Below are 26,907 nucleotides of genomic sequence, written 5' to 3'. Positions count from 1 at the left end.
GGGTAGTCAGCCCACAATTTGTAGTCTTATACTTTTTCCAGCCTGGCTTTCCACAGCAAGGCAGCCGCCAGCAACTTTAATAGGCAAGGTAAAGCGGCGTAAGCCAATGTCAATGCCTGCATGCCACTCTCGCTGGCAATTCCAGGTACATAGCCCAGATACTCCAGCGCTGGCAATGCCAGACCTGCGGCCAACGCCAGATTCATCTTGCTGGCCCAGTTCCAAACGCCAAAATAACTGGCTTCGTTCTTGTCACTATGTCCTGCTGCATGAATGACTCCTGCCAGCAAGGCTGGTGGCAAAGCGAGGTCTGCTCCCAGGCTCATACCTGAAAAAATACAAATCACGGAAAAAGCCCACGCATCACCAACACCCAATGCAAGTACGCCAACAAAACTGAGTACAGACAAAAGCATTGCTAACAACCATGCTTTGACTTCACCTTTCCTTTGTGCCAGGCGAGTCCATAAAGGCATGGATAAAGCAGCCGCCAGAAAATACATCAGCAATAGCACCCCGGACAAATGCGCCAGATGCAAACGGTCTTTGGTAAAAAACAGGAACAAGGTTGCTGGTATTGCGACGGCAATGCCATTGACAACAAAGACTAGGAACAAGGCCCGGAAACTGCGGTTGGCGAATAGATGACGCAAAGATAGCGGTACATGAGCCACACCTGCCACCCCGGACTTTCGCGGTGTATGGCGTATCAGCAACGATGCTGTTATCAGCAGACTCAAACTCAGCATGCCAGACAAGATCGTAACATTGCCAAACTGGATAATGATGGCTGTTGAGATCACACCTGCCAAGCCACATGCCTCACGTACACTGGTCAGTTTTACTCTCTGCCCGGGCTCTTGCGTCAGGGCCGCACCCCAACTCTGGTAAGCAATACTCGCCAGGCTGAACCCTGCATACACAACCACCAGCGTGCCAAAGAACCAGAGAAAAGCAGGATTGCCTGATAACTGAGGAGGGTGAAACAGACCAATGAAGCCAGCAATCAATAATGGCAATGCCAGAGCGATATACGGCGCGTAACTACGGCTATGCGGCCTGCGGTCTATCACCGCACCAATAAAAGGATCAATGAAGGCATCCATGATACGGGTCAGCAATAGTGCTGTGCCTATCGCAGACAAAGACATGCCCAGGCGGTCTGCATAAAACTGCGGTACATAGACATAGATGGGTAATGCCACCATCGCCAGTGGGAAGCCAAACATGGCATAGGACAGCAATTGCGAGAGTGAGAGACGTTGCATATCATCCTGTTCGTGCTGTCTTTAAAAAATAAAAAAGCGCGATCATTATTCCATGACCGCGCTTTTTCGTTTGAAGCATGATGATTTAGCTTAGTTCTTCCAGGCGCAGCTTCGTCACTGCTCCAAAGACGGAATCGAGTTTTTCGATTTTTTCTATGGCCGCAACGATATTTTTTTCCTTGGTCTGATGCGTCAGGATGATGATATCTGTCTGCGTCTCGCCTTCTGCCGGTTCTTTTTGCAACATGGCATCGATAGAGATCGTCAAATCTGCCAGGATGCGCGTGACATCCGCCAGAACACCAGGCTTGTCTGCTACATGCATGCGCAGATAGTAGCTGGTGACAATTTCAGCCATAGGCAAGACTGGCAAATCACTGAGGGAATTAGACTGGAAAGCGAGGTATGGCACACGATGCTCAGGATCAGCCGTTGCCAGGCGCGTGATATCAACAAGATCGGCAATCACGGCAGAAGCAGTAGGTTCAGAGCCTGCACCCTTGCCATAGTAAAGCGTAGCCCCCACAGCATCACCGTGCACCAGAACCGCATTCATGGCACCTTCCACGTTGGCGATCAGGCGTTTTTCTGGGATCAGGGTTGGATGCACGCGCAGCTCTATACCGTCTTCAGTGCGTTTGCTGATACCCAGCAATTTGATGCGATAACCCAGTTCTTCTGCATAGCGGATATCGCTGGCTTGCAGCTTGGTGATGCCTTCGACGTGGGCTTTATCAAACTGCATGGGAATGCCATAGGCAATGGATGCCATGATGGTCGCTTTGTGTGCAGCATCGACGCCTTCGATATCGAAAGTAGGGTCTGCTTCTGCATAGCCCAGTTCTTGCGCCTGTTTTAGCACAGCGGCGAAGTCCAGACCCTTGTCACGCATTTCAGACAAGATGAAATTGGTCGTACCATTGATGATGCCAGCAATCCACTGTATGCGATTGGCCGTCAAACCTTCACGCAAAGCCTTGATGATAGGGATGCCACCAGCAACCGCTGCCTCAAAAGCAACCATCACGCCTTTTTCTTCTGCCGCCTTGAAGATTTCATTACCATGTGTTGCCAGCAAAGCCTTATTGGCGGTAACAACATGCTTGCCATTGGCGATGGCTTTCATGACCAGGTCCTTGGCAATGCCATAGCCACCTATCAATTCGATGACGATATCGATATCAGGATTGCTGACCACCAGATTGGCATCATTGACAACTTCACATTCACCATTGGTCAACTCACGTGCCCGTTCAACGTTCAAGTCCGCCACCATGGCAATCTCAATCGAGCGACCTGCGCGACGCGTAATCTCTAATTGATTGCGCTTCAAAACGTTGAAAGTGCCGGAGCCGACGGTGCCTATGCCTAACAGGCCTACTTTGATGGGTTTCATAAGTTTTCTAAACAGTAAATTAAATTAATTAATTGGTGCCGTGACGCTTTCGGTATGTTTCCAGAAAACTGGCAATACGTCCAAAAGCATCAGTCAAATCATCCGTATTGGGCAAGAACACCACACGGAAATGGTCGGGATTAATCCAGTTAAATCCCGTTCCCTGTACCAATAACACGCGCTGCTCGGTCAGCAGTTCATGGATAAACTCCTGGTCATCCTTGATGGGATACATCACGGGGTCCAGTTTGGGAAACATATACAGCGCAGCCTTGGGTTTGACGCAAGTCACACCAGGAATTGCCGTCAACAGCTTGTGCGCCAGATCGCGCTGCTTTAACAATCGCCCTCCCGGCCCTACCAGGTCATTGATGCTCTGGTAGCCGCCAAGCGCAGTCTGAATGGCAAACTGGCCCGGTGCATTTGCACACAAACGCATGGAGGCTAACATATTCAAGCCTTCAATATAATCCTTGGCATGGCGTTTTTCACCTGACACGACCATCCAGCCAGCGCGATATCCACAAGAACGGTAATTCTTGGAAAGCCCGTTCAGCGTCAGGAACAGCACATCATCGGCCAGCGAGGCAATGGAGGTATGCTCTTCGCCATCATACAAAGTCTTGTCGTAAATTTCATCCGCAAAAACGATGAGCTGGTGTTGGCATGCCACCTCAACTATCTGCTGCAAGACCTCAACCGGGTACAAGGCACCGGTAGGGTTATTTGGATTAATGACGACAATGGCCTTGGTGTTTGGCGTGATCTTGCTCTTGATATCGTCGATATCCGGCATCCAGTTAGCACTTTCATCGCAGACATAATGCACAGGCTTGCCGCCAGACAGGCTGACAGCTGCCGTCCACAAAGGATAATCAGGCGCTGGCACCAATACTTCATCACCACTGTTGAGCAAGGCATTCATGCCCATGACGATCAGTTCAGAAGCGCCATTACCGATATAAATATCTTCTATGGTCACACCACGGATATGTTTTTCCTGGGTGTAATGCATGATGGCTTTGCGCGGTGCAAACATGCCTTTGGAGTCGGTATAACCGGCGGCATTTTGCATATTGCGTATCATATCCTGCACGATTTCATCGGGCGGATCAAAATTGAAGACTGCCAAATTACCGATGTTGAGCTTGATGATCTTGTGACCTTCATCCTCCATCTGCTTGGCTTTTTCCATGACAGGACCACGGATGTCATAACAAACGTCTGCCAGTTTTTGTGATTTTTGTATGGGGCGCACCGCAACAATCCTTGATAATATTCATGAGTTGGCTGCATCCAGCTTCCAAGCTGAGCTGAAATTGAATGCAAGCGCATGATAAGCTGCAATACAGAAATGCTGCACTGCCAAACGTTCCATTCTGCACAATGCGCCGAATTTTATCAATCAGAACTTAGCAAAAGCTGAATTCCAGAAGAGATTTACGTCGATAGAGTCGCATCATGTATCGTAAATGATGGTTTTGCAACCTAATTGGCCCGAACAAACATATCGGTCAGAACAAAAACCAAACTTGTCGGTCTGAGCATCACATATTGAATATTGAGTATCGGCCCCAAGTACACATATATAGACTGTGTACTTAATTCAGTAAAAACCAACATGAAAAAACTGCTCTTATCCCTATTGTTCAGTATGGTCAGCGTGAATGCTGCTTTTGCACAGAATGTGATCGAATCCATTGCCATGGACAGTGGCGGCAGACTGGGAGCCAGCCTTTTGGTACTGGAAACGGGGCAGAGTTTGTGGATATTGCCTGACACGGCTGCCCCCATGCAAGGTGTCAGCAAGCTGCCTATCGTCATGGCAGCATTGGCCGCAGTCGATAAAAACAAGCTGAAGCTGGATCAAAAAGTCACTATCAACAAAGAAGATTTGATCCCTGCGGACTTACCCAGCGCATTGCGTGATGAGCACCCTGAGGGCAATTTCAAAATTACCGCCAAGGAATTAATGCACCATGCCATCGTCGATAACGATGGAACTGCCAGTGATGCTTTGCTACGCTTGCTCGGCGGGCCACCTGCTGTCATGCAATATCTTGCGCAACTCGACATAAAAGATATCAAAGTTCTGGACACAGAAAAGGACCTGGCAAAATCCTGGAATATGCAATACCGCAATACAGCTACCCCCAAAGCCATGATTAAATTGCTGCAAACTGTTCAGGAAGGCAAAGCCCTGAGTCCCAAAAGCCGTGAATTATTACTGAAATGGATGACAGACACTGAAGTCGACCTGAAATCCACGTCAAACGCCTCCCCGAATCCCAATGCTGCCCGCATCAAGGCTTTACTGCCTGCGGGCACAGCCGTAGTTCACAAAGCTGGTAGCTCGCCTACGCATGGCAGTCTGACTGCTGCGCATAATGATGTAGGCATTGTTACCTTGCCAAATGGTCACCACATGGCAGTAGCTGTATTTTTGACGGATAGCAAGGCTCCCCATGCATCCCGTGATTTAACGATCGCCAAAATTACCCGCGTTGGCTGGGATGCATGGTCAAAAAAATAGACCCGCAGCAATTGAATGCCCCATGACAGCGTACAAAAAACGTTACAATGCGCCACTTTACAGTCTTAACCTTGAGCTATATCGATGAAGTTGCACTCTACTCCTACGCAGCAATACCAGACCATCACTGCTTATGAAAAAGACAGTGTAGAAATTAATGCAATTACTTACACTTACAGCCTGATCGTGTTGCCAGAGACCAAGCCGCAGCAATGGTCGGCCACCGGTTTCGAGCAGTTGAGCGCTGAAGATTTTGCGCAAATTGAAGCCACTATTCCCGATGTTGTCATTTTAGGCACAGGCAATAAACAGCGCTTTGCTCATCCCAAGCTGACGGCTGCACTGGCTGCCAAACGTATAGGCGTTGAATGCATGGACAATCAAGCTGCCTGCCGCACCTATAATATTCTAATGGCCGAGGGCCGTAAGGTTGCGCTGGCACTGATTATGGAAGCTGCATGAAACAGACCTCCCCTTTTGACTCTCCACGCACGCTGTGGGCATTGACGATCGCCTTCTTGCTGGTCTGGTTTTACATGCTGGGCGCCAGGACGTTGGTTCCAACCGATGAAGGCCGTTATGCAGAAATGGCACGTGAAATGCTGGCATCAGGAGACTGGATTACCCTGCGCCTGAACGGTATCAAGTATTTTGAAAAGCCCCCCTGCAAAACTGGATGAATGCCCTGACCTTTGCCATCTTCGGTCTGGGCGACTGGCAGGCTCGTTTATGGACTGGCCTGAATGGCTTGCTTGGTGTTGCCGCTGTGGCTTATACCGGCAACAAGATATTCAGCCGGCGCGTTGGCATCGTTGCCGCTCTGGTACTCGGTTCAAGTTTCTGGTGGGCGGGCATGGGCCATGTCAACTCACTGGACATGGGCCTGTCTGGCATGATGACTCTGGCTCTGTGTGGCTTGCTGGTCGCGCAAATGGCTGGTGCCAATAGCAAGACGGAGCGCAATGCCATGCTGGTTTGCTGGGCCGGCATGGCGCTGGCGACGATGTCGAAAGGCTTGATCGGATTTGTATTGCCGGGAGGTGTATTGGTTATTTACACCCTGGTGACGTGTGACTGGGGCTTATGGAAACGCCTGCATATGGGCAAGGGTTTAATCCTGTTTTTTGCTATCACGGCGCCCTGGTTTATCTTGATCGCGATAAAAAACCCTGAGCATCCACATTTTTTCTTTATCCACGAACATTTTCAGCGTTTTACCAGTACTGTACATAAGCGTGGTGGCCCATGGCATTACTTCATTCCTTTGCTCATCGTCGGTATCGTGCCCTGGATAGGTGTTTTACTTCAAGGCTTATGGTCTGGAGTCAAAGATAAAACACCGGGTTTTCAACCGCAAAAAATGCTGCTCATTTGGGCAGCCTTCCTGTTTTTCTTTTTTAGTATTTCAGGCTCAAAATTGCCTGGCTACATCCTGCCCATCTTCCCCGCGCTCGCCCTTCTTATCGCTTGCCATCTGGAGAAATCAGATAATCGCCCAGTGAAAATAGCGGGCATTCTGTTCATTATATTTGGCATAGCTATCGCGGTCGGCCTCACAATCTATCTGGGCAAATTACATGAAGCAGACGCATTCGACCAAGCCTTGGCGATTGCATACAAACCCTGGATAATTTGCGTAGCCGTGTTGGCGATCATCGGCGGGGCACTTACATGGCTACTGGCACGTAAAGGCACGACAGGAAAAGACTGGGCAATTATTTGCCTCGCTGCAAGCGGTTATCTGGTAGGCCAGATAGGTTTTCTGGGACATAATCCATGGGGAAAATATATTGCGGGCAGCGAATACATACCTGCAATCAAAACGGAACTAATCTCACCAACTACACCTTTCTATGCAGTTGGTCGCTATGAACAGGCCTTGCCGTTTTATCTGGAGCGCACCACAACACTGGTTGAGTTCCCCGATGAAATGCAGTTTGGTCTTGAGCATCAACCTGAATTATGGATACCCAAGCGTGAAGACTTCGTCAAACAATGGCAGATGCATCAGGACAAGGGCAAAGCTGCAGTTGCCATCCTGCGCAATGATATTTATGAAGACCTGAAAAAAACCGATTTCCCCATGCGCGTAATCGCCAAGGACCCACGCCGGGTCATCGTCGCCAATCTGGTCAATAAAAACAAATAAATTATTATGAATATCAATACCTTTGGCTTTATCTTCACCGGCATCATGCTCAATGCTGTCGCCCAGCTTTTGCTTAAGAAAGGCACCAACGCAGTTGGCGCGATTCATCTGACAGCCGAGAACTGGTTCTCGACGGGCTTGCAACTGGCAACGCAGTTACCCATCATTGGTGGTCTGACCTGCTACGTCATTTCTGTCGTGGTCTGGATCATCGGTTTGTCGCGTGTTGATGTCAGCATTGCCTATCCCTTGCTGTCCTTGGGCTATATCGTCAATGCCATCGGTGCATGGTATTTCCTGGGTGAAGTCATGTCCATGCAAAGGATGCTGGCAATTGGTGTCATTATCATTGGCGTGGCCTTGCTGGTAAAAAGTTGAATTGCTTCATTGGCACGCCCCTCATATTCCAGAAGAATAGCTTTGTTTTATTGAAAGGTTCACCATGAGTGACACATCCAAATTCCTGCCATTCACCAAACCGACTATCGATGAAGAGACGATCGCTGCCGTCACGGAAGTCTTGCGTTCTGGCTGGCTGACCAGTGGTCCCAAAGTGCAAGCTTTAGAAGCGCAATTGTCTGAATATTTTGGTGGCCGCCCTGTGCGGACTTTCAATTCTGGCACCTGCACCATGGAAATTGCCCTGCGTATCGCTGGCATAGGCGCAGGAGATGAAGTCATCACGACACCAAATTCATGGGTGGCAACCGCCAATGTCATCATAGAAACTGGTGCGACGCCGGTGTTTGCTGACATTGATCCAAAAACACATAATATTGATCTCGACAAAGTTGAAGCTGCCATAACACCACGTACGAAGGCGATTATCCCCGTGCACATGTGCGGCCTGCCTTGCGACATGGACAAGCTTTACACCATCGCCGACAAATACAAATTGCGTGTCATAGAAGATGCAGCGCAAGCCATAGGTTCCAGCTGGAAAGGCAAACGCATAGGCTCTTTCGGTGACTTTGCCTCATTCAGCTTCCAGGTCAATAAAAACATCATGACTGGTGAAGGTGGTTGCCTGGTGTTGAACAATGCAGAAGAAGTGCGCCTGGCAGAAAAATACAGACTGCAAGGTGTAACGCGCAGTGGTCTGGACGGCATAGACGTTGATGTACTCGGTGGCAAATACAATATGACCGACATTGCCGCTGCCATAGGTCTGGGGCAAATGAAGCATCTGGCAGAGTTCAATGCCAAACGCGCGGCCCTGGCAAAGCATTATTTCACCAACTTTGGTGCTGACTTTGAACAAAAGACAGGGGCAGAGTTACCCGTTGCCGACTTTGAAAACAGTAATTGGCACATGTTCCACCTGGTCTTGCCAGAAAGCGTCAATCGTGCAGCTTTCATGCAGCAAATGCTGGACCAGCAAATTGGCCTGGGTTATCACTATCGCGCGATCCATTTGTTCAGCATGTACCGCGAGCGCGGTTTTACCGATGGCATGTTCCCGATTGCAGAACGCATAGGTAAGCAGATTGTTACTTTGCCATTATTCCCAGCCATGAACACAGAAGATGTCGAAAGAGTCGTGTCTGCGGTAAAATCCTGCCTTCTCTGAAATCGGCAGAACAATACCAATGAAACCCGAACTCTCTGTTGTCATACCCGTCTACAACGAAGAAGCTGGCCTGGCCAAGCTGTTTGAACGCCTGTACCCTGCGCTTGACACGCTGGCCGCGCGCGGTGTCAGCTATGAAATAGTCTTTGTCAACGATGGCAGCCGCGATAACACGCCTGCCTTGCTGGCTGACCAGTATCGCCTGCGCCCGGATGTTACGCGTGTCGTGCTGTTCAATGGCAATTATGGCCAGCACATGGCTATTCTGGCTGGATTTGAAGCTACACGCGGTGAAATCGTCGTCACCTTGGATGCGGATTTGCAAAATCCACCAGAAGAAATCGGTGCCCTCGTCGATAAAATGCGTGAAGGCTATGATTACGTGGGTTCCATACGCCGCAAGCGCCAGGATTCTGCCTGGCGTACTTATGCGTCCAAGGCGATGAACCGCTTCCGTGAAAAAATCACGCGCATCAAAATCACGGACCAGGGCAACATGTTACGCGCCTATGGCCGCAATGTGATTAATCTGATTAATCAATGCAGTGAAGTGAATACCTTCGTCCCTGCCCTGGCTTATACCTTTGCGCGCAAGCCCACAGAAATCATCGTTGAGCACGAAGAACGTTCTGCCGGTGAATCAAAGTATTCGATTTACAGTCTGATACGCCTGAATTTCGATTTGATGACGGGCTTCTCCATCATGCCCCTGCAATGGTTCTCCATGCTGGGCATGGTGCTGTCGGTCTTGTCTGGCGGCCTGGTATTGCTGTTGCTGATACGCCGCTTTGTGCTGGGCGCTGAAGCAGAAGGTCTGTTCACGCTATTTGCGATCGCCTTCTTCCTGATGGGTGTGATCCTGTTTGGCATAGGTTTGCTCGGTGAGTACGTAGGCCGGATTTACCAGCAGGTGCGTGGCCGTCCGCGCTATGTAGTGCAGACCATCTTGGAACAATCCACCCCGGATTTGCCTGAAGTTAATTAAGAAAGCAGAGATGACAACATCAGCATCCTCCCCTGCAACAGCGGTGGTTTTTGCCTATCACAGCGTAGGCGTGCGTTGCATCAAGACTTTGCTGGCACGCGGTATAGACGTCAAACTGGTTGTTAGCCACACTGATAACCCGGCAGAAACCATCTGGTTTGAATCAGTGGCCGATCTTTGCCGTGAGCAAGGCATAACCTGCATCACACCTGATGACCCAAAATCAGCTGAATTGAAAGAGTGGGTAGCAGCCATAGCGCCAGATTTCATTTTCAGCTTTTATTATCGCCACATGTTGCCGCTGGATGTGCTGGCTTTGGCCAAACGCGGTGCTTACAACCTGCATGGTTCTTTGCTGCCTAAATACCGTGGCCGCGTGCCAGTTAACTGGGCAGTCTTGCATGGCGAAACTGAAACTGGCGCCACCCTGCACGAAATGGCCCTGAAGCCGGATGCTGGTGAAATCCTGGCCCAGGTAGCTGCACCTATTTTGCCGGATGACACAGCCTATGAGGTGTTTGGTAAGTTGACGGTGGCAGCAGAACAATGTCTGTGGACTGCGCTGCCCAACTTGATCGCAGGCACAGCCAGGCGTTTGCCTAATGATTTGTCCGCCGGCAGTTACTTTGGCGGCCGCAAACCTGAAGATGGCCGCATCAACTGGGAACAGACTGCGCAACAGGTATATAACCTGCACAGGGCCGTTGCCCCTCCCTATCCTGGTGCATTTACCGATCAGGCTGGCCATCGATTTATTATCGGAAAAGCACGTTTATTCAAAGGCAACGCGGCAAATTTGCCGACAGGCTTACATGTAGTAGATAATAACGTCCTTGGCGTGTGCGGCGATGGCCGGGCACTGCATATTATTGAATTGTTAATGGATGGCAAAATCGTGGGCGCGCAGGAATTGGCGGCCCTGTTAAAGCAAGCAGCATAAGCCTTTGTTTTGCACATCTGAACTAGCAATCAACATTTACTTTAAAAAGAATTCATTATGAAAAAAGTCCTCATACTTGGCGTGAACGGTTTTATCGGTCACCATTTGTCCAAGCGCATCCTCGAAACCACAGACTGGGAAGTGTATGGCATGGACATGCAAACCGAGCGTCTGGGCGACTTGCTCAATCACCCGCGCATGCATTTCTTTGAAGGCGACATCACCATCAATAAAGAATGGGTGGAATACCATGTCAAGAAGTGCGATGTCATCCTGCCCCTGGTGGCGATCGCTACACCTTCCACATACGTAAAACAACCTTTGCGCGTATTTGAGCTCGATTTTGAAGCCAATCTGCCTATCGTCCGTTCTGCTGCAAAATACGGCAAGCACCTGGTATTCCCATCCACTTCTGAAGTGTATGGCATGTGCCATGATGAAGAGTTTGATCCAGAAGAATCTGAACTGATTTGCGGCCCTATCAATAAACCACGCTGGATTTATTCTTGCGCCAAGCAGTTGATGGACCGCGTGATCTGGGGTTATGGTATGGAAGGCCTGAACTTCACCCTGTTCCGTCCATTTAACTGGATCGGCGCTGGCCTGGACAACATCCACACACCAAAAGAAGGCAGCTCACGCGTCGTGACGCAATTCTTTGGCCATATCGTTCGTGGTGAAAATATTTCCCTGGTCGATGGCGGCGCGCAGAAACGTGCATTCACCTATATCGACGACGGTATCGACGCCTTGATGCGTATTATTGATAACAAAAACGGCGTAGCCAGCGGCAAGATCTATAACATCGGTAATCCATCCAATAATTTCTCCATCCGCGAGCTGGCACACATGATGCTGGATCTGGCTGCTGAATATCCAGAGTATGCTGAGACAGCCAAAAAAGTAGAGCTGACAGAAACCACTTCTGCAGCCTACTATGGCAAAGGTTATCAGGACGTGCAAAACCGCGTTCCAAAAATCACCAACACTTGTGAAGAACTGGGCTGGAAGCCAGTGACCACCATGCCAGACACCATGCGTAATATTTTTGATGCTTATCGCAGTCAGGTAGCTGAAGCACGCGCCTTGATGGATTGATGGACTAATACTGGATTACATGCCTACCATCGTTCTCAAGATCGACGTCGATACCTATCGCGGCACTAAAGAAGGCGTACCTAATCTGGTGCGCATTCTCAAGAAGCATAATGCAGGCGCAACTTTCCTGTTTTCCTTGGGCAAGGACCACACTGGCTGGGCCTTGCGCAGGGCATTCCGCCCTGGTTTTTTCCAAAAAGTGTCACGCACCTCGGTTCTTGAACACTACGGTTTCAAGACCCTGATGTATGGCGTGTTCCTGCCTGCCCCGGATATAGGTAGTTGCACGACCGAAATGCAGGCAGTACGTGATGCTGGTTTTGAGTGTGGCATACATACCTGGGATCACGTAGTCTGGCAAGATAATGTGCGGGTGCGGGACCTGGATTGGACGCGCAAGCAGATGCTGCAAGCTCACCAACGCTTCCAGCAGATTTTCGGCGCAACACCAAAAACCCATGGTGCGGCTGGCTGGCAAATGAATGATCACGCTTTTGCCCAGCTTGACCAGTTCGGCATGCAATACGCATCTGACGGACGCGCCATGCTCAATGAAGATGGCGGTCTCAGCGATCCGAAGGCTGGCCCTTACCGCCTGCAAGTGGGTGCCAATGTTATGTCCTGTATACAGATGCCAACTACCCTGCCTACTCTCGACGAGTTGCTGGGACGCGACATTGCAGGCAATGTCATTAGCGAGTCAAATATCGCTGCGAATATACTGGGACTGACAGCAATTCCAAAAGATCATGTATTTACCTTACATGCAGAGCTTGAAGGACAGAAACTCGCCCCCATATTCGAGGAATTGCTGACAGGCTGGCACAAGCAAGGTTATCGTTGCATTTCCATGGCGGATTATTATGAATCCATCAAAAATGAGGATTTACCGACACGTCCATTATCATGGGCGGGCTTGCCAGGCCGTTCCGGAGAGCTGGTCGCCCTGATCTAGTCAGTCAGCAACATTTCTCCACCCCTAACCAAGGAGATGAAAGTGGCTGAGACCCCTTCTGCACTGCAATGCCAGGTACCTGAATTTTCCGCCGCAATGACTGGCGACAAAGCGTTTAAATTAAGTAACTACATTGGTAAAAATATCATTATTTATTTTTACCCAAAAGACAACACCCCAGGCTGTACTACGGAAAGTATCGCCTTCCGTGATCTCCACCCACAATTTCAGCTAGCCAATGCTGTCGTTTTTGGTATCAGCCGTGACAGTCTGCGCTCTCACGAAGGCTTTAAGAGCAAGTTAGGTCTGCCTTTCGAGTTGATTTCTGATCCTGATGAAACCCTGTGTCTGTTGTTCAACGTGATGAAAATGAAGAACATGTATGGCAAACAGGTACGTGGCATCGAGCGCAGCACATTTGTGATTGACGGCAACGGTAAATTAGTGAAAGAATGGCGTGGAGTCAAAGTAGCAGGACACGTAGATGAAGTACTCGAATTTGTGAGCGCCCAAACTTAATTGAACTCTCCAGAATTACTCTTGATAAAAGCCGCGAAAGACAGTGCCAGCAGCAATGTTGGTATGTCCTCAGCGGCTTTTAACTTTTCAGCTCTCACTTTTTGATTGAGGTTTTCATGCCATTGCCAAAAATGCCGACCAAACCAGCAGCACTGCTTTCACCCAAGGATTTTCCGAAGGCAGAAAAAGGCAAACCAGCCAAAACAATAAAATCCGCAACGCCAGAGAAAATCAAAGCTATTGATGTCGCCCCGGCACCACAAAGAAAGAAAATCGCAACGGTTCCCGCTGTTGTGAGCAAACCTGTTGCAGGGAAACCGGTACCGGCAGCCATCGCCAAAAGCTTGCCTGTCGTTGCTGCCAGCAAGGCCAAAACCCATGACAGCCGGGTCAAGTCAGGTACCAGCCGTGCTGCGGATAAATCTGGCACGACCAAATTGTTTGTACTGGACACCAACGTCCTGATGCATGATCCATCATCGCTATTCCGTTTTGAAGAGCATGATGTCTACCTGCCTATGATCACGCTGGAAGAATTGGATGATCATAAAAAAGGCATGTCCGAGGTCGCCCGCAATGCACGTCAGGTATCACGCTCGCTGGATGCCCTGGTAGGTGATATCGATCATCACGATATAGAAAAAGGCATCTTGCTGTCCAAGCTGGGCAACAAGGATGCCAAGGGTCATCTGTACTTCCAGACCAAGCTGCAAAGCGCCGACTTGCCGGTTGGTCTGCCTAAAGGTAAGGCAGATAACCAGATACTTGGTGTAGTCCGTGCGCTGGAAACAGAAATGCCGGGCCGCCCTGTGGTACTGGTGTCAAAAGACATCAACATGCGTATCAAGGCGCGCGCCATGGGCTTGCCTGCCGAAGATTACTTCAATGACCATGTATTGGAAGATTCTGATCTGCTGTATTCCGGCATCGTGCAGTTGCCTGATGACTTCTGGAACAAGCATGGCAAGGGTATAGAAACCTGGCAAGAAAACCGCAATGGCCTGAGCACAACTTTTTACCGCATTACCGGCCCTGTCATCCCATCCCTGCTGGTGAATCAGTTTGTGTATCTGGAGCCCAAGAATGGTGAAGCATCTTTCTATGGCCAGGTCAGGCAGATCAATGGCAAGACTGCGGTACTGCAAACCTTGCGTGACTATGGCCATGTCAAGCATAGTGTCTGGGGCATCACCTCACGCAACCGCGAGCAAAACTTTGCATTGAATCTCTTGATGGACCCGGAATGCGATTTCGTTACCCTGCTGGGTCAGGCTGGTACAGGCAAGACCTTGCTCGCTTTGGCTGCAGGTCTGGCACAAGTGCTGGAAACCAAAACCTATAATGAAATCATCGTCACGCGCGTTACTGTGCCTGTAGGTGAAGACATAGGTTTCCTGCCAGGTACAGAGGAAGAAAAAATGTCGCCATGGATGGGCGCTTTTGACGACAATCTGGAAGTGCTCAACAAGTCTGATAATGATGCCGGTGACTGGGGTCGTGCCGCCACTCAGGATTTGATACGTTCGAAGATCAAGATCAAGTCCCTGAACTTCATGCGTGGCCGTACTTTCGTCAATAAATTCCTCATCATCGACGAAGCGCAGAACTTGACACCCAAACAGGTCAAGACCTTGGTAACACGCGCGGGCCCCGGCACCAAGATCATCTGCCTGGGTAATATTGCCCAGATCGATACGCCTTACCTGACTGAAGGCTCCAGCGGTCTGACTTATGTTGTAGACAGATTCAAAGGCTGGGCGCATAGCGGCCATGTAACACTGGCTCGCGGTGAACGTTCACGTCTGGCAGATCACGCGAGCGAGATTTTGTGATCGAACTCGCGCAGTAAAAAACGCAACAAATAAAAAAGGCGCATTCAATATTGAATGCGCCTTTTTTCATCTTAATCAGCTTGAATCAGAATAGAGAGCAAGCTGACATCCGAATATTATTTCCACTCACCACGCAACTCGCTGACTTTTTCCTGTAGCGTTTGTGGCGTCACATCCTGAGGCTGCATAACGTCGCCCACGACCAGTTCCAGTTTGGAAAATGGTCCGCGACGGAATGCGCGTCCGAATGAATTGCTTTTATCCCTTGAAAATACACTGCCCCATAGCCCACGCAAAGCCAGTGGATAAACCGGAACGGGGCTACGTTCCAGTATTTTCATAATCCCGCCTTTGAATTCATTCAGTTCACCTGTGGCGGTCAATTTACCCTCCGGGAAAATGCAGACCAGATCACCTTCATGCAAAGCCTGGGCTACGTCAATAAATGATTTCTCCATCAACCACGGGTCTTCTTTAGCCGGTGCAATCGGGATGGCCTTGGCAGTACGGAATACCCAGGACAGGAAAGGTATTTTAAATATCCGGTGATCCATGACAAAGCGTACCGGCCTCGGGCTTGATGCCATGATGACGATGGCATCCATGTAGCTGACATGATTACAGACGAGGATGCCCGCACCTTCATCGGGTATCCGCTCAGTGTTGATAGATTTGACCTTGTAGATAGTGTGTATCAACAGCCAGGCAATAAAGCGCATCAGGAATTCTGGCACCAGGCTGAAGATATAGATCGCCACGATGGCATTCAGGATGGCTGTTGCCATGAAGATTTGCGGTATCGTGAAGCCTTTTTCCAGCATGGCTACTGCCGACAAGGAGGCTACCACCATGAACAGAGCGTTCAGGATGTTCATGCCTGCTATTGTGCGTGACAAATGCTTTGGATCGCAGCGTGTCTGTATCAAGGCAAACAAAGGCACGATGTATAAGCCGCCAAAAATACCTATCATCGTGATATCGAACAGAATGTGCAAACTGCCAGCCTGCTTGATGAAATCCATTGCGCCAACAGTTGCCACATTGGTATAGCTCAGACTGGATAAATACAAATCAAAACCAAATACCGACAAACCTATGGCACCAAACGGCACCAGACCAATTTCCACCTTATGACCAGACAGTTTTTCACATAACAAAGAACCAGCACCTATACCGAAAGAGAATATAGTCAGCAAAAGCACGAAGACGCTATGGTCGCCATGCAGGTAATTTTTGGCATACAAAGGGAATTGTGCCAATACGATGGCACCATAGAACCAGAACCAGGAATTACCCAGCAAGGATAAAAATACAGGACGGTTCTGTTTGCTAAAGCTGATGTTCCTGATGGTTTCAGTCGCCGGGTTCCAGTTGATTTTCAATTCTGGCGCAGGGGCTGGCGAATCAGGGATACGCAATGCAGTCAGGTAACCCACGATAGCAACAACTATCGCGCCCCCTGCTACCAACTCAGTACCCCATGGCTTGTGTACGACCAGCATGGCGCCCAAAATTTCACCAAGCAAGATACCGACAAAGGTACCCATTTCTATCAGACCATTGCCTCCTACCAGCTCATCTGTCTTCAGATGCTGGGGCAAGTAGGCATATTTGACAGGACCAAACAAGGTGGAATGTATGCCCATGCCGCAAACAGCGGCAATCAAAAGCCATAAATTATGTGTTTGCCAGCCAACTGCAGCAACCAGCATGATGCCGATTTCGAGCAACTTGACATTGCGGGCCATACGACCTTTTTCAAACTTGTCGGCCAGTTGACCTGAGGTTGCTGAGAACAGCACGAAGGGTAAAATGAATAAGCCTGGTATCAGGTTATTCAGCAAGCCGACATCCATATTCGTCCAGGACAATGCGTCATAGGTCAGTATGGTCAGCAAGGCCGTCTTGAATACATTGTCATTGAATGCGCCAAGAAATTGCGTCCAGAAGAAAGGGGCAAAACGACGCTGTGACAGCAAGGTAAACTGGCTATGTTGGCTCATGGATGTTGTCTGCTACCTGAAAATTAAGATTAAAACCGCAAGAATTGTAACTTACCCAAGTCTGAATTGAGTAAAAACCATGTGCACCGTCAGGAAAGAAAAAAATCAATTGCTTTTTGCACTGGTAATATCTGGCAACTTTCTTGTGCTGCTGTCTGCAAGGCACTCTCCAACAAAGCGGGTGTTGTCCCCCATGGCCCCGGTGTTTCACTGACTTCATGGCTGTATAAGATCAACCAGCCACCTGTTGAGGCAGTGTGTTTGATCAAAGCACCAATCTCATCCTGATTGTTGTTGGCTGAGTACAGGGCCTGCGCACGCAATGCTGACAAGTCGGCACGCCCAGTCTGCGTGCCACCACCGGTAATGCGGTTATATGAGAAGCGTTTGGTTGCTGCCAGTTTGCTACTCAGGTCATAGGCACCAAAAGGAAAAGCAAAACCGTGATTAGCGATATTGTTCTGCTTAAAAAAAGCCTGATTGCGTTCCCAGTCAGCTACTAAAAAATCGGAAGTAGCATTGGCGCAATTGGTGTGCGAGTAGGTGTGACAACCAATTTCATGCTCATTTTGCAACAAACGCTGCAAGTCCTCGACGCTATGACAAGGCTGATTTTGCTCGACACCATCAGTCAGGCTGCCACATATATAGAAAGTACCGCGTGCCTGGTATAACTCCAGCAACATGGCACCCTGATGGCAGGCACTGGCTGGTACATCATCAAAACTGAAACTGACCACCCCCCTACCCTTATTGAGTGGCAACCAGCGATTTGCTGCGTGGCGCGCCGCGAAGCGGCTTAATTTTTGTGTCAGCCCCATGATCAGCGCAAACTATCCGAGGCGCTAAGGGAATGCTGGTAGCGTTTCAAACCCATACGCGAATTACTCCCCGGCAAATTTTCATAGGTATATTCCAGACCCAGTTTAATCACGGCCTGCTTCAGATTAACACCATCAGATTCACGCTGGACTTTTTCATAAAAACTGTCCAGCACCATACGGAAACCCCTCTCAAACTCATAAGCCCCACCCAAACCGACGCGTATCAATTTCTCCTTGCGCGATGTGCCATCGGCCAGTGTCGCCAGGCGTGGCACCAAAACATTGTCGCTATTTTGAAAAAGCGTAGAGAAATTCATCTGCGATTTGTCTGAATACTTCCACTGTGCATCAAAGCGTAATGCCTTGCTCAGCACATAGACGACAGTGCGGTCAACAATGGTAAAAGGCCGGTCCCACAACTGCAAATCCAGGCGCAGTTTTGGTGAATAATGATAGGTACCACGCAATAAAATATTCGACAAATTGGTGTCGCGTTCTGTCAGCACATCGTACTTGCGTTTGATCACCCCCAGATGCGCACTGGTAACAGACTTGCTGCTGTAACGCCATTCAGCATCGAGAAAGACCTCTGACTCTTTATATGCCTTATCCAGGTCGGCAATATCCTGCTCATTACGGTCCGGGAAATTCGTTTCCGACAAACGTGTCCCGATTTCAACACTTGATCCGGTTGGAGAGTAGTAGCGCCCACTCAATTGCCTGCCACGCTCGTCAAAGTTATATAGCTGATTCAGGGGCAAATCATAATTCAGGCCAGCCCTGTCCAGACTGGCATTCAAGGACCATTCATCAGTCAGTTTAAAATTAACATTGGCAGAAGCACGTTTTTGGTGCGAGATATCTTTATCTGTGAGACTGCCATTGATGTATTGAAATAATCTGTCTTCTTTACCCGCAGTGATTTGGCCATTAATAATCTGTCCTGCTGCCCATTGGAGCGTGGCATCGCCTGCAGTCAGGTGGTGATCGAGTTCTTTATAGTTTTTATAATGCCGGTTACCTAGCGAGCCAGTCAGTATCAGGCGGGTACGGTCCGATAGAATGGTGATGATGGCGCCAGCCCGCACATCGGTGCCGGTTATGCTATCGCGATTACGAAACTTTTTGTCGTCGGCAACGCCAGGCTGACCTGACTGCTCACCTTGCCCCTGGTCACCTTGATCAGGCTGTGTGGGCTTGGCTGTCTGCTCGTAAAAGCGAAACGGATTACTGTCGCTGGTCAGCGAAGTTTCCAGTTGCAACACCAGCTCTACTGTATCTGCCGCATACACAGCCGATGTAGGTAATGCGAGCACAGATAACAGACCAAGCATGACCCAGCCACCTGGTCCGGTAGAAAAATGAGCTATGGAAAACGCAGGATCACGTCTCCTGAAATTCATTTTGCTGGTTTTTCGCATGCCATTTCTATTGTTGTTGCAAGCCGCGTTCAGTCAAACGGAAAACACGGTCACAGCGACCGGCCAACTCCGCATCATGGGTAACAATCACAAATGCCGTACCCAGAGTTTGCGATAATTCCAGCATCAAGGCAAACACCTGTTGTGCTGTACTACCGTCGAGGTTACCTGTAGGCTCATCTGCCAACACGCAGGCAGGCTGGGTTACCAGAGCGCGCGCCAAAGCCACACGCTGTCTTTCACCGCCAGACAATTCACCAGGAACGTGCTTGAGTCTATGACCAAGGCCCACTTTTTCCAAAATTGCCTGTGCTACTTTTTGCGCTTCACTTCTTGCCATGCGACGGATGATAAGAGGCATGGCCACATTGTCCAGCGCAGAAAACTCAGGCAACAGATGGTGAAACTGATAGACAAAGCCCAGCGCATGATTGCGCAACTCTCCGCGCGCGGTCTCATTCAGACTGGCAAAATCCTTGCCCTGCAAGGTAACCGTTCCTTTGCTTGGGGTATCAAGTCCGCCCAGCAAATGCAATAAAGTAGATTTGCCGCAACCAGATGCACCGACGATGGCGATTCGCTCACCCTTGTAGATGCTCAGATTGATTTCATTCAGGACATTGACAGATTCCAGCCCTTGCGAAAACGTCTTACCCAGGCCGCTGCAGGATAAAATCATTTCTTGTTTATTCTTTTCTTGATTCAATACTTGATCATTCATAACGCAATGCCTCCGCAGGTTTCACGCGCGAAGCACGCCAGCTAGGATAGATAGTGGCCAGCATGGCCAGAATTAAAGCGACACTACCAATAGTCAGCACGTCAAACAACTGCACATCCGATGGCAGTTTACTGATGACATACACTTCTTTGGACAGCAGTTGTATACCCAATATGCTTTCTATGAAAGGCACGATGACGTCAATATTAAGAGAGATCAGCAGGCCAAGCCCCACACCAGACAGCGTACCGAGGCAACCAACGATGGTGCCTTGTATCACGAATATTTTCATGATCGATGAAGGTGCCGCCCCCAGGGTGCGCAAGATGGCAATATCAGCCTGCTTGTCTGTGACCGTCATGACCAGAGTAGAAACCAGGTTAAACGCAGCCACGGCGATGATCAGGGTCAGGATGATAAACATCATGGTTTTTTCTGCTTTTACGGCAGCGAAATACACCTTGTTCTGTTGTGACCAATCACGGATCAGCAAATCGCCTGACAAAGTGCGCGACAACTCCAGCGCTACCTGTGGTGCCTTGAGCATCTCCTTGATGCGCAGACGCAGGCCGGATGGCGAATTAAGGCGGAAGAATTTTTGCGCATCTTCTATGTGCATGAATGCCATGCCAGAATCATATTCGTAGTGCCCAGCCTCAAATATGCCGACGACATTAAAGGCTTTCAGGCGAGGAACAACGCCCGCAGGCGTCATCTGCCCCTCGGGCGCAGCCAGGGTAATTTTTTCGCCTATGCGTACCCGCAAACTGTTGGCCAGTGCAGATCCCAGTACGATATTGAATTCGCCAGGCTTGAGGTCTGCCCATTTGCCATACTTGATTTTGCTAGCGACATCCGAGACCTTGGGTTCTTCTTCAGGCAAGATGCCTCTGATAATAACGCCGCGCATGACATCTTCACGGATGATCATGGCCTGACCATCGACATAGGGAGCGGTTCCCGTGACAGCAGGATTTTTTTGCACTTCCAGCGCTGTTGAACGCCAGTCAGGCAAGGCACCGCTGGCATCAAAGACTTCGACGTGGGCCAGTACGGACAACATGCGGTCCCGTACTTCTTTCTGGAACCCGTTCATGACTGAAATGACAACAATCATGGCTGCCACGCCCAGCCCGATACCTGCCATCGAGATTAGCGAGATAAAGGAAATAAAACCATTACGACCACTACGCCGGCCAGCACGCGTATACCGCAAGCCAACCAGCCATTCAAAAGAGAGATTTTTCACTGCATTTACACTTGTTGTGAAGGCAGCCAGCAGTTTGCCACACGTTTGCCATACAATACAGCACTATGAACCATTTAGAATTGATAATCCCCTTCGGGATTCCGCCAGCAAGCCTTGCCAAAGACCTGTTAAAAGAAATGCACACCCCTGGTTTAGCCAGGCTAATCGCTTGCGCAGGCAGTGCCCGGACGCAGACGACAGACGATTTCTCGCGCGCACTCAGCTATGAATACTGGCTTGCAGGCCAATTTCCTCCCGCAGATAAAGCAAATAGTCCGGCGATAGCCTGGAACCGCATGCAAGCATATGGCCTGAGGCCTGAAGCCGGAAACTGGTACGTCTTGCAGCCTGTCCACATCCATATTGCCCGTGATCATCTGGTACTGACAGATCAGCGGCAACTAAATATCAGCGAAACCGAATCCCGTCCATTATTTGAAATGGCTAAAGCAAGTTGCGAAGAAATGGGCTTGCAAATCTTGTTTGGCGATGCACAAACCTGGTTTTTACGTGCTGATGAATGGGCAGGTCTGCTAACGGCCACAGTAGATGCCGCTTGCGGTCACAATATTGATATATGGATGCCAAAAGGCGAGTTTGAGCGTCCCTGGCGCAAACTGCAAAATGAAATACAGATGCAGTGGTTCACCCATGACATCAATGCTCAGCGTGAAATGCGCGGTGCCAAAGTCATCAATTCTGTTTGGATATCCGGCGGTGCGCAGAATCTTGATCCAGCGCTAAAGCAAGTCAGTACCGCTAAGGAGTACGCCCAGCATCTGTCTCAGTCGCAGGGACAAGTACCAGTATTGCTCAACAATCTATGCGAAGCTGCCATCAATAGCGACTGGGCTCTATGGCTGGACAATATGCACGAACTGGATAAAAACTGGTTTTCCCCTCTGGTAGCAGGTCTGCGGAATAAGCAAATCACCAGCCTGAAACTCAATTTCAGCGATGCGCACAAGATCGCCAGCTTTGACCTGACGCCCTGGTCCTTGCGTAAATTTTGGGTCAAACCCTCATTACATCATTTATTTTCGATTTCATGACACGCATTACAGTACGCCCCTGCCCTTTCCGTGAATCTGAAATGTTGCGCCAGAATGGCTTGCACCCTGTACTGGCACGTCTATACGCATCACGCGGTGCAACAGGTGAAAAAGAACTCAGCACAGAATTGAATGCCATGTTGCCGCCTGCCGGGCTCTTGCACATAGACCAGGCTGCAAAGTTTTTAGCCGACGCAATTGCACAAAACAAAAAACTCGTCATCGTCGCCGATTACGACTGCGATGGTGCGACTGCCTGTGCGGTAGGCTTGCGCGGCCTGCGCATGCTGGGGGCAAATGTCGATTACATCGTCCCGAATCGTTTTGAATATGGTTATGGCCTGACACCAGAAATCGTTGCGCTAACACAAAAAGAAAAGTCGCCAGACGTCATCGTCACTGTCGATAACGGCATTGCCAGTGTGGATGGTGTGGCAGCGGCCAATGCCCAGGGCATAGCCGTGGTCGTCACCGATCACCATTTGCCTGGTGATCATTTGCCGGATGCTGCTGTCATCGTCAATCCAAATCAGCCTGAATGCGGCTTTCCCAGCAAGAACCTGGCCGGTGTAGGCGTCATGTTTTATGTCTTGCTGGCTTTGCGGGCAGAACTACGCCAGCGCGGCGTGTTCGACCAGCAAAATCAACCCAAGCTTGATACTTTACTGGATCTGGTTGCGCTAGGTACGGTTGCTGACGTGGTTAAACTGGATGCCAATAACCGCATCCTGGTGGCGCAAGGCCTGAAGCGCATGCGCGCTGGCCGGATGTGTGCGGGCATAGCTGCACTATTCCGCGTAGCTGGTCGCGAACCACACAATGCCAGCCCTTTTGATCTTGGCTTCGCTCTTGGCCCCAGACTCAACGCTGCTGGTCGTCTGGCTGACATGGCCCTGGGCATAGAATGCCTGACCACGGATGACGAAGGCCGCGCCTGGCAAATCGCGCAGGAATTAAACAGCATCAATGCTGACCGCAAAGACATAGAACGTGAAATGCAGGATGTGGCGCTGCTTCACCTGGATGACTTCCAGCCACAAGATAGCAATACCATTACCGTGTTTGATGAAGGCTGGCATCAGGGTGTCATTGGTATCGTCGCCTCGCGCCTGAAAGACAAGTTTTATCGCCCCACGATTACCTTTGCACCTGGAGGCGAGGGATTGATCAAAGGTTCGGGTCGTTCCATACCAGGCTTTCATTTGCGTGATGCGCTTGATCTGGTATCCAAGCACGCACCCAGCCTGATACAAAAATTTGGTGGTCATGCAATGGCAGCAGGTCTGACCTTGCGGTCTGAAGACTTCCCGACATTCCAGCAGGCTTTTGAAGCCGTAGGAAAAAGCTGGTTACAGGCACACCAGCTTGAGCGGGTGGTAGAAACTGATGGCCCACTGGAAGAGGCCTATTACACGACAGACTTTATCCGCCTGCTGGATACGCAAGTATGGGGGCAAGGTTTCCCTCCCCCCATATTTTGCGATGACTTTAAACTGATATCGCAGAGAATATTAAAAGAGCGCCATTTAAAACTGGTGCTGGAGAAAAACAAGCTGCGCTATGATGCAATCTGGTTTGGCCATACCGACACCCTGCCTGAAAACGTCCACGTTGCCTTCAGGCTCGATGCCAATGAATACAATGGTGTCACCAGAGTACAGTTAATGGTGGAGCACATAGATTAACGCCGTATTGGTGGCACTCAATTTACTGAAGCAAGAAACCCTGGATGTGGCAGGCTAGCAAAGCCAGGTTGCGCTCCAGTTTGCTGGTAGCCACCGTCGTATCTTCATCAGGTATCTCCATACTGTGATTACCTTCCAGCACGACAATTTTGAATCGTGCTGCCATGGGCCCGGCAAACTCCCGCAGAGTATCGAGTTCGCAATAAGGATCTGCATTCCCGGCCAGCATAAGAACTGGCCTTTTTTCTAGCTCAGCGCAGGGATAATTCTGTTTCACCAGGCTGAGTTCATCCCCTCCAGATTTGTCTGCCACACATAAGGGCGTCAATAGCACACAGCTTTTCACAGCAGGCTGTTGCTGAAAAAAGCGCCAGGCGACTATGGAGCCAAAAGATTTCCCTGCGATCGAAATATTCTGCTGTTGTATGCGCCCATCATTGGTTGCCAGGCGCAACACTGATGTCATGTCCTGCAACTCCGGTATTAAATCTGCTAAAGGCTGTCCACGGGCCGCGTCAGAAGTATAAAAAGACCAGTTGAATCTGAATACAGCAAAACCTTGCAACAGCAAGTGATGGGCTACTTGTGCCATGACTGGCCGGTGCATGTCATAGCGCAGACCTGGTGCCAATATCACTGCAGGAAACGGACCAGACCCTGCCGGAAACTCTGCGATAACATCGGGGATTATGTCATCCGACCAGTTGATTTTTTCTAAGTCAGTATGCATGAACCGCTGAGATGAATAGTGAAGTGCATTGTTTTTGTAAATTGCTTATACCTGAAACGCATATCGATTTTGACGGCACAAGCAATCTTTTGGTTCCGCGCAAAAAAAGTGAAAAAATTTATTCTCTACTATGCATCATATTTGCAACACTGAGCAAATCTTCTTTGTAAGAGATTGCATTCCATGGTGGCTATGTGATTTGTCGATTTTGTTTTCAAAATTTTCTTCGGCCTTGTAACAAAAAAATACAAATCTTATCGAATTACTGCACAATACAAAAATCTGTGCGGGTCTGCTATGGCACAATCGTTTTGTCGTTTTTACTGGTATTTATTCACTGTGGAGAGTCTGGATGAAAAAAGGTAATTGGTTATTGAAGACTGGCACGTTGGTTGTGATTGGCGCTTTTGCAGGTTTGCATGCAGGCGCGGCAATGGCCGCCAAGACTTTGGTTTTTTGCTCTGAAGGTAGTCCAGAAGGTTTTAATCCCCAGTTCTTTACCACAGGCACCACGGCGGATGCTGGCTCAGTGCCCATGTATAACCGTTTGGTGGAAATGGAAACCGGCACCACCAATATCACTCCTGCACTGGCAGAATCCTGGGATATTTCTGCAGATGGACTGACCTATACCTTCAAGCTGCGCAAAGGTGTCAAGTTCCACAGCAATGCCAAGTTCAAACCCAGCCGCGACCTCAATGCCGACGATATACTTTTCAGCTTCTATCGCATGGCAGATGAAAATCATCCCTTCCATAAGAACACGCCAGGTCAAACCTATGCCTACTTCCAGGATCTGGGTATTAACAAAATAGTTGATAAACTCGAAAAAGTCGATGACCTGACCGTACGTTTTAAACTCAAGCGTCAGGAAGCGCCTTTTCTCGCCACGCTGACGATGGATTTCATGTCTGTTCATTCAGCTGAATATGCGCAGAAAATGAAGGCAGCAGGAACACCAGAACTGATCGATAAGGAAATCATAGGCACAGGTGCCTTCCAGTTCGTCTCCTATCAAAAAGATGCCATCATCCGCTACAAGGCACATGATGGTTATTGGGATGGACGTCCGAAAATCGATAATCTGATTTACGCAATCACGCCGGATGCGTCGGTGCGTTACGCCAAACTCAAAGCAGGCGAATGCCATGTCATGGCCTTGCCAAAACCGGCAGATGTGGAATTGATGAAGAGCGACCCAAATATCAAACTGTTGTCACAACAAGGTTTGAATATTGGTTACGTCGGCTTCAACGTCGAGAAAAAACCCTTCGATAACAAGCTGGTGCGCCAGGCTTTGAATCTGGCTGTAGATCGTGCATCGATATTGAAATCCGTCTATGCGGGTACGGGTCAAATCGCCAAAAACGTTATCCCGCCTACGATGTGGTCGTATAACGATAAGATAAAGGAATATCCTTACGACATCGCCCAGGCAAAAGATTTGCTGGCAAAAGCTGGTTATGCAAATGGCCTGGAAGTTGAACTCTGGTATTTGCCTGTATCCCGCCCCTACAACCCGGACGGCAAACGTATGGCTGAGTTGATACAGGCAGACTGGGCAAAAATTGGCGTCAAAACCAAGCTGACAACTTACGAATGGACAGAGTATAAAAAGCGCAGCAAGACTGGCGAGCAACATGCCATGATGTTTGGCTGGTCCGGCGACAATGGCGACCCGGATAATTTCTTTGAGCCAATTTTGGGATGCGAAGCTGTCAAAGGTGGCGGCAATATTCCAAGATGGTGCAATAAGGATTATGAAGAACTGATCCAGAAAGCCAAATTGACACCTAAGCAGTCTGAAAGGGCCAAGCTTTACGAAAAAGCGCAAGAAATAGTCAGGGAAGAAGCGCCTTTATTGCTGCTGGCACATTCTTTGCGTTATACACCGGTACGCAAAAATGTAATTGGCTTCAAGATGGATTCAACTGCCCATCATTACTTTAAAAAAGTAGATTTGGATAAATAAGTACT

General features: G+C 49.3%; 24 protein-coding genes. 15 read left to right on the top strand and 9 right to left on the bottom strand.

Annotated features, from left to right (window positions below; genetic code table 11):
- Nucleotides 1–26: 26 nt before the first annotated feature.
- The 3 genes from UNDKW_RS11995 to UNDKW_RS11985 form a co-directional block, all read right to left on the bottom strand.
- Nucleotides 27–1,268 carry an MFS transporter gene (locus UNDKW_RS11995; protein WP_162058878.1) on the bottom strand — a complete coding sequence of 414 codons (1,242 nt, stop codon included), beginning with the start codon at nt 1,266–1,268 and terminating at the stop codon, nt 27–29.
- Between the two features lie 85 nt (nt 1,269–1,353).
- Nucleotides 1,354–2,664 (bottom strand): homoserine dehydrogenase, encoded by a 1,311-nt coding sequence (locus tag UNDKW_RS11990; protein WP_162058877.1) that lies wholly within the window; start codon nt 2,662–2,664, stop codon nt 1,354–1,356.
- Between the two features lie 28 nt (nt 2,665–2,692).
- A complete protein-coding gene (locus UNDKW_RS11985; RefSeq protein WP_162058876.1) occupies nt 2,693–3,922 on the bottom strand; it encodes a pyridoxal phosphate-dependent aminotransferase in 1,230 nt (409 codons plus the stop codon).
- Between the two features lie 363 nt (nt 3,923–4,285).
- On the opposite strand from UNDKW_RS11985, the gene bla reads away from it, so the two are divergent.
- From bla to UNDKW_RS11930, 12 genes are all read left to right on the top strand, one after another.
- On the top strand, nt 4,286–5,197 hold the full coding sequence (bla, locus tag UNDKW_RS11980; protein WP_162058875.1) for a class A beta-lactamase: 912 nt from the start codon (nt 4,286–4,288) through the stop codon (nt 5,195–5,197).
- An 84-nt stretch (nt 5,198–5,281) separates the two neighbouring features.
- The gene (locus UNDKW_RS11975; protein ID WP_162058874.1) at nt 5,282–5,659 is read left to right on the top strand and encodes an Mth938-like domain-containing protein; all 378 of its coding nucleotides are present in this window, start codon (nt 5,282–5,284) and stop codon (nt 5,657–5,659) included.
- The gene (locus tag UNDKW_RS31135; protein WP_370529114.1) at nt 5,656–5,877 is read left to right on the top strand and encodes an ArnT family glycosyltransferase; all 222 of its coding nucleotides are present in this window, start codon (nt 5,656–5,658) and stop codon (nt 5,875–5,877) included. Before UNDKW_RS11975 ends, UNDKW_RS31135 begins: the two co-directional genes overlap by 4 nt.
- A complete protein-coding gene (locus UNDKW_RS11970) occupies nt 5,874–7,346 on the top strand; it encodes a glycosyltransferase family 39 protein (RefSeq protein ID WP_370529113.1) in 1,473 nt (490 codons plus the stop codon). The genes UNDKW_RS31135 and UNDKW_RS11970 overlap by 4 nt, the downstream gene beginning before the upstream one ends.
- Nucleotides 7,347–7,352: 6 nt before the next feature.
- Nucleotides 7,353–7,724 (top strand): EamA family transporter, encoded by a 372-nt coding sequence (locus UNDKW_RS11965; protein WP_162041263.1) that lies wholly within the window; start codon nt 7,353–7,355, stop codon nt 7,722–7,724.
- Nucleotides 7,725–7,788: 64 nt separating this feature from the next.
- On the top strand, nt 7,789–8,916 hold the full coding sequence (locus UNDKW_RS11960; RefSeq protein ID WP_162058873.1) for a DegT/DnrJ/EryC1/StrS aminotransferase family protein: 1,128 nt from the start codon (nt 7,789–7,791) through the stop codon (nt 8,914–8,916).
- 19 nt (nt 8,917–8,935) lie between these two features.
- Nucleotides 8,936–9,901, top strand: coding sequence for a glycosyltransferase (locus UNDKW_RS11955; protein ID WP_162058872.1), 966 nt, complete (start codon nt 8,936–8,938; stop codon nt 9,899–9,901).
- 10 nt (nt 9,902–9,911) lie between these two features.
- The gene (locus tag UNDKW_RS11950; protein WP_162058871.1) at nt 9,912–10,841 is read left to right on the top strand and encodes a formyltransferase; all 930 of its coding nucleotides are present in this window, start codon (nt 9,912–9,914) and stop codon (nt 10,839–10,841) included.
- A 57-nt stretch (nt 10,842–10,898) separates the two neighbouring features.
- On the top strand, nt 10,899–11,939 hold the full coding sequence (locus tag UNDKW_RS11945; RefSeq protein WP_162041259.1) for a bifunctional UDP-4-keto-pentose/UDP-xylose synthase: 1,041 nt from the start codon (nt 10,899–10,901) through the stop codon (nt 11,937–11,939).
- Between the two features lie 19 nt (nt 11,940–11,958).
- Complete coding sequence (locus UNDKW_RS11940) at nt 11,959–12,894, top strand: polysaccharide deacetylase family protein (protein ID WP_162058870.1); 936 nt, start codon at nt 11,959–11,961, stop codon at nt 12,892–12,894.
- A gap of 36 nt (nt 12,895–12,930) precedes the next feature.
- Nucleotides 12,931–13,413 (top strand): peroxiredoxin, encoded by a 483-nt coding sequence (locus tag UNDKW_RS11935; protein WP_162058869.1) that lies wholly within the window; start codon nt 12,931–12,933, stop codon nt 13,411–13,413.
- 116 nt (nt 13,414–13,529) lie between these two features.
- A complete protein-coding gene (locus UNDKW_RS11930; protein ID WP_162058868.1) occupies nt 13,530–15,245 on the top strand; it encodes a PhoH family protein in 1,716 nt (571 codons plus the stop codon).
- Between the two features lie 116 nt (nt 15,246–15,361).
- Here the strand turns inward: UNDKW_RS11930 and UNDKW_RS11925 are convergent, their stop codons facing one another.
- From UNDKW_RS11925 to UNDKW_RS11905, 5 genes are all read right to left on the bottom strand, one after another.
- Nucleotides 15,362–17,248 (bottom strand): MFS transporter, encoded by a 1,887-nt coding sequence (locus UNDKW_RS11925; protein WP_162058867.1) that lies wholly within the window; start codon nt 17,246–17,248, stop codon nt 15,362–15,364.
- Between the two features lie 89 nt (nt 17,249–17,337).
- A complete protein-coding gene (locus UNDKW_RS11920; protein ID WP_162058866.1) occupies nt 17,338–18,069 on the bottom strand; it encodes a polysaccharide deacetylase family protein in 732 nt (243 codons plus the stop codon).
- A gap of 2 nt (nt 18,070–18,071) precedes the next feature.
- Complete coding sequence (locus tag UNDKW_RS11915; RefSeq protein WP_162058865.1) at nt 18,072–19,493, bottom strand: hypothetical protein; 1,422 nt, start codon at nt 19,491–19,493, stop codon at nt 18,072–18,074.
- A 7-nt stretch (nt 19,494–19,500) separates the two neighbouring features.
- Complete coding sequence (gene lolD, locus UNDKW_RS11910; protein ID WP_162058864.1) at nt 19,501–20,214, bottom strand: lipoprotein-releasing ABC transporter ATP-binding protein LolD; 714 nt, start codon at nt 20,212–20,214, stop codon at nt 19,501–19,503.
- A complete protein-coding gene (locus UNDKW_RS11905) occupies nt 20,207–21,463 on the bottom strand; it encodes a lipoprotein-releasing ABC transporter permease subunit (protein ID WP_232063351.1) in 1,257 nt (418 codons plus the stop codon). The genes lolD and UNDKW_RS11905 overlap by 8 nt, the downstream gene beginning before the upstream one ends.
- A 137-nt stretch (nt 21,464–21,600) precedes the next feature.
- On the opposite strand from UNDKW_RS11905, the gene UNDKW_RS11900 reads away from it, so the two are divergent.
- Both UNDKW_RS11900 and recJ read left to right on the top strand, forming a co-directional pair.
- Nucleotides 21,601–22,515, top strand: coding sequence for a hypothetical protein (locus UNDKW_RS11900; RefSeq protein WP_232063350.1), 915 nt, complete (start codon nt 21,601–21,603; stop codon nt 22,513–22,515).
- On the top strand, nt 22,512–24,200 hold the full coding sequence (recJ, locus tag UNDKW_RS11895) for a single-stranded-DNA-specific exonuclease RecJ (RefSeq protein WP_162058862.1): 1,689 nt from the start codon (nt 22,512–22,514) through the stop codon (nt 24,198–24,200). The genes UNDKW_RS11900 and recJ overlap by 4 nt, the downstream gene beginning before the upstream one ends.
- Nucleotides 24,201–24,222: 22 nt before the next feature.
- Here the strand turns inward: recJ and UNDKW_RS11890 are convergent, their stop codons facing one another.
- A complete protein-coding gene (locus UNDKW_RS11890) occupies nt 24,223–24,930 on the bottom strand; it encodes an alpha/beta hydrolase (RefSeq protein WP_162058861.1) in 708 nt (235 codons plus the stop codon).
- Between the two features lie 352 nt (nt 24,931–25,282).
- On the opposite strand from UNDKW_RS11890, the gene UNDKW_RS11885 reads away from it, so the two are divergent.
- Nucleotides 25,283–26,902 carry an ABC transporter substrate-binding protein gene (locus UNDKW_RS11885; RefSeq protein ID WP_162058860.1) on the top strand — a complete coding sequence of 540 codons (1,620 nt, stop codon included), beginning with the start codon at nt 25,283–25,285 and terminating at the stop codon, nt 26,900–26,902.
- The last annotated feature ends 5 nt before the right edge of the window (nt 26,903–26,907 follow it).

This window comes from Undibacterium sp. KW1 (genome assembly GCF_009937955.1).
Lineage (GTDB): Bacteria > Pseudomonadota > Gammaproteobacteria > Burkholderiales > Burkholderiaceae_D > Undibacterium.
The sequence above is the reverse complement of the archived record's forward strand: the minus strand, read 5'-3'. Positions and strand labels throughout refer to the sequence as shown.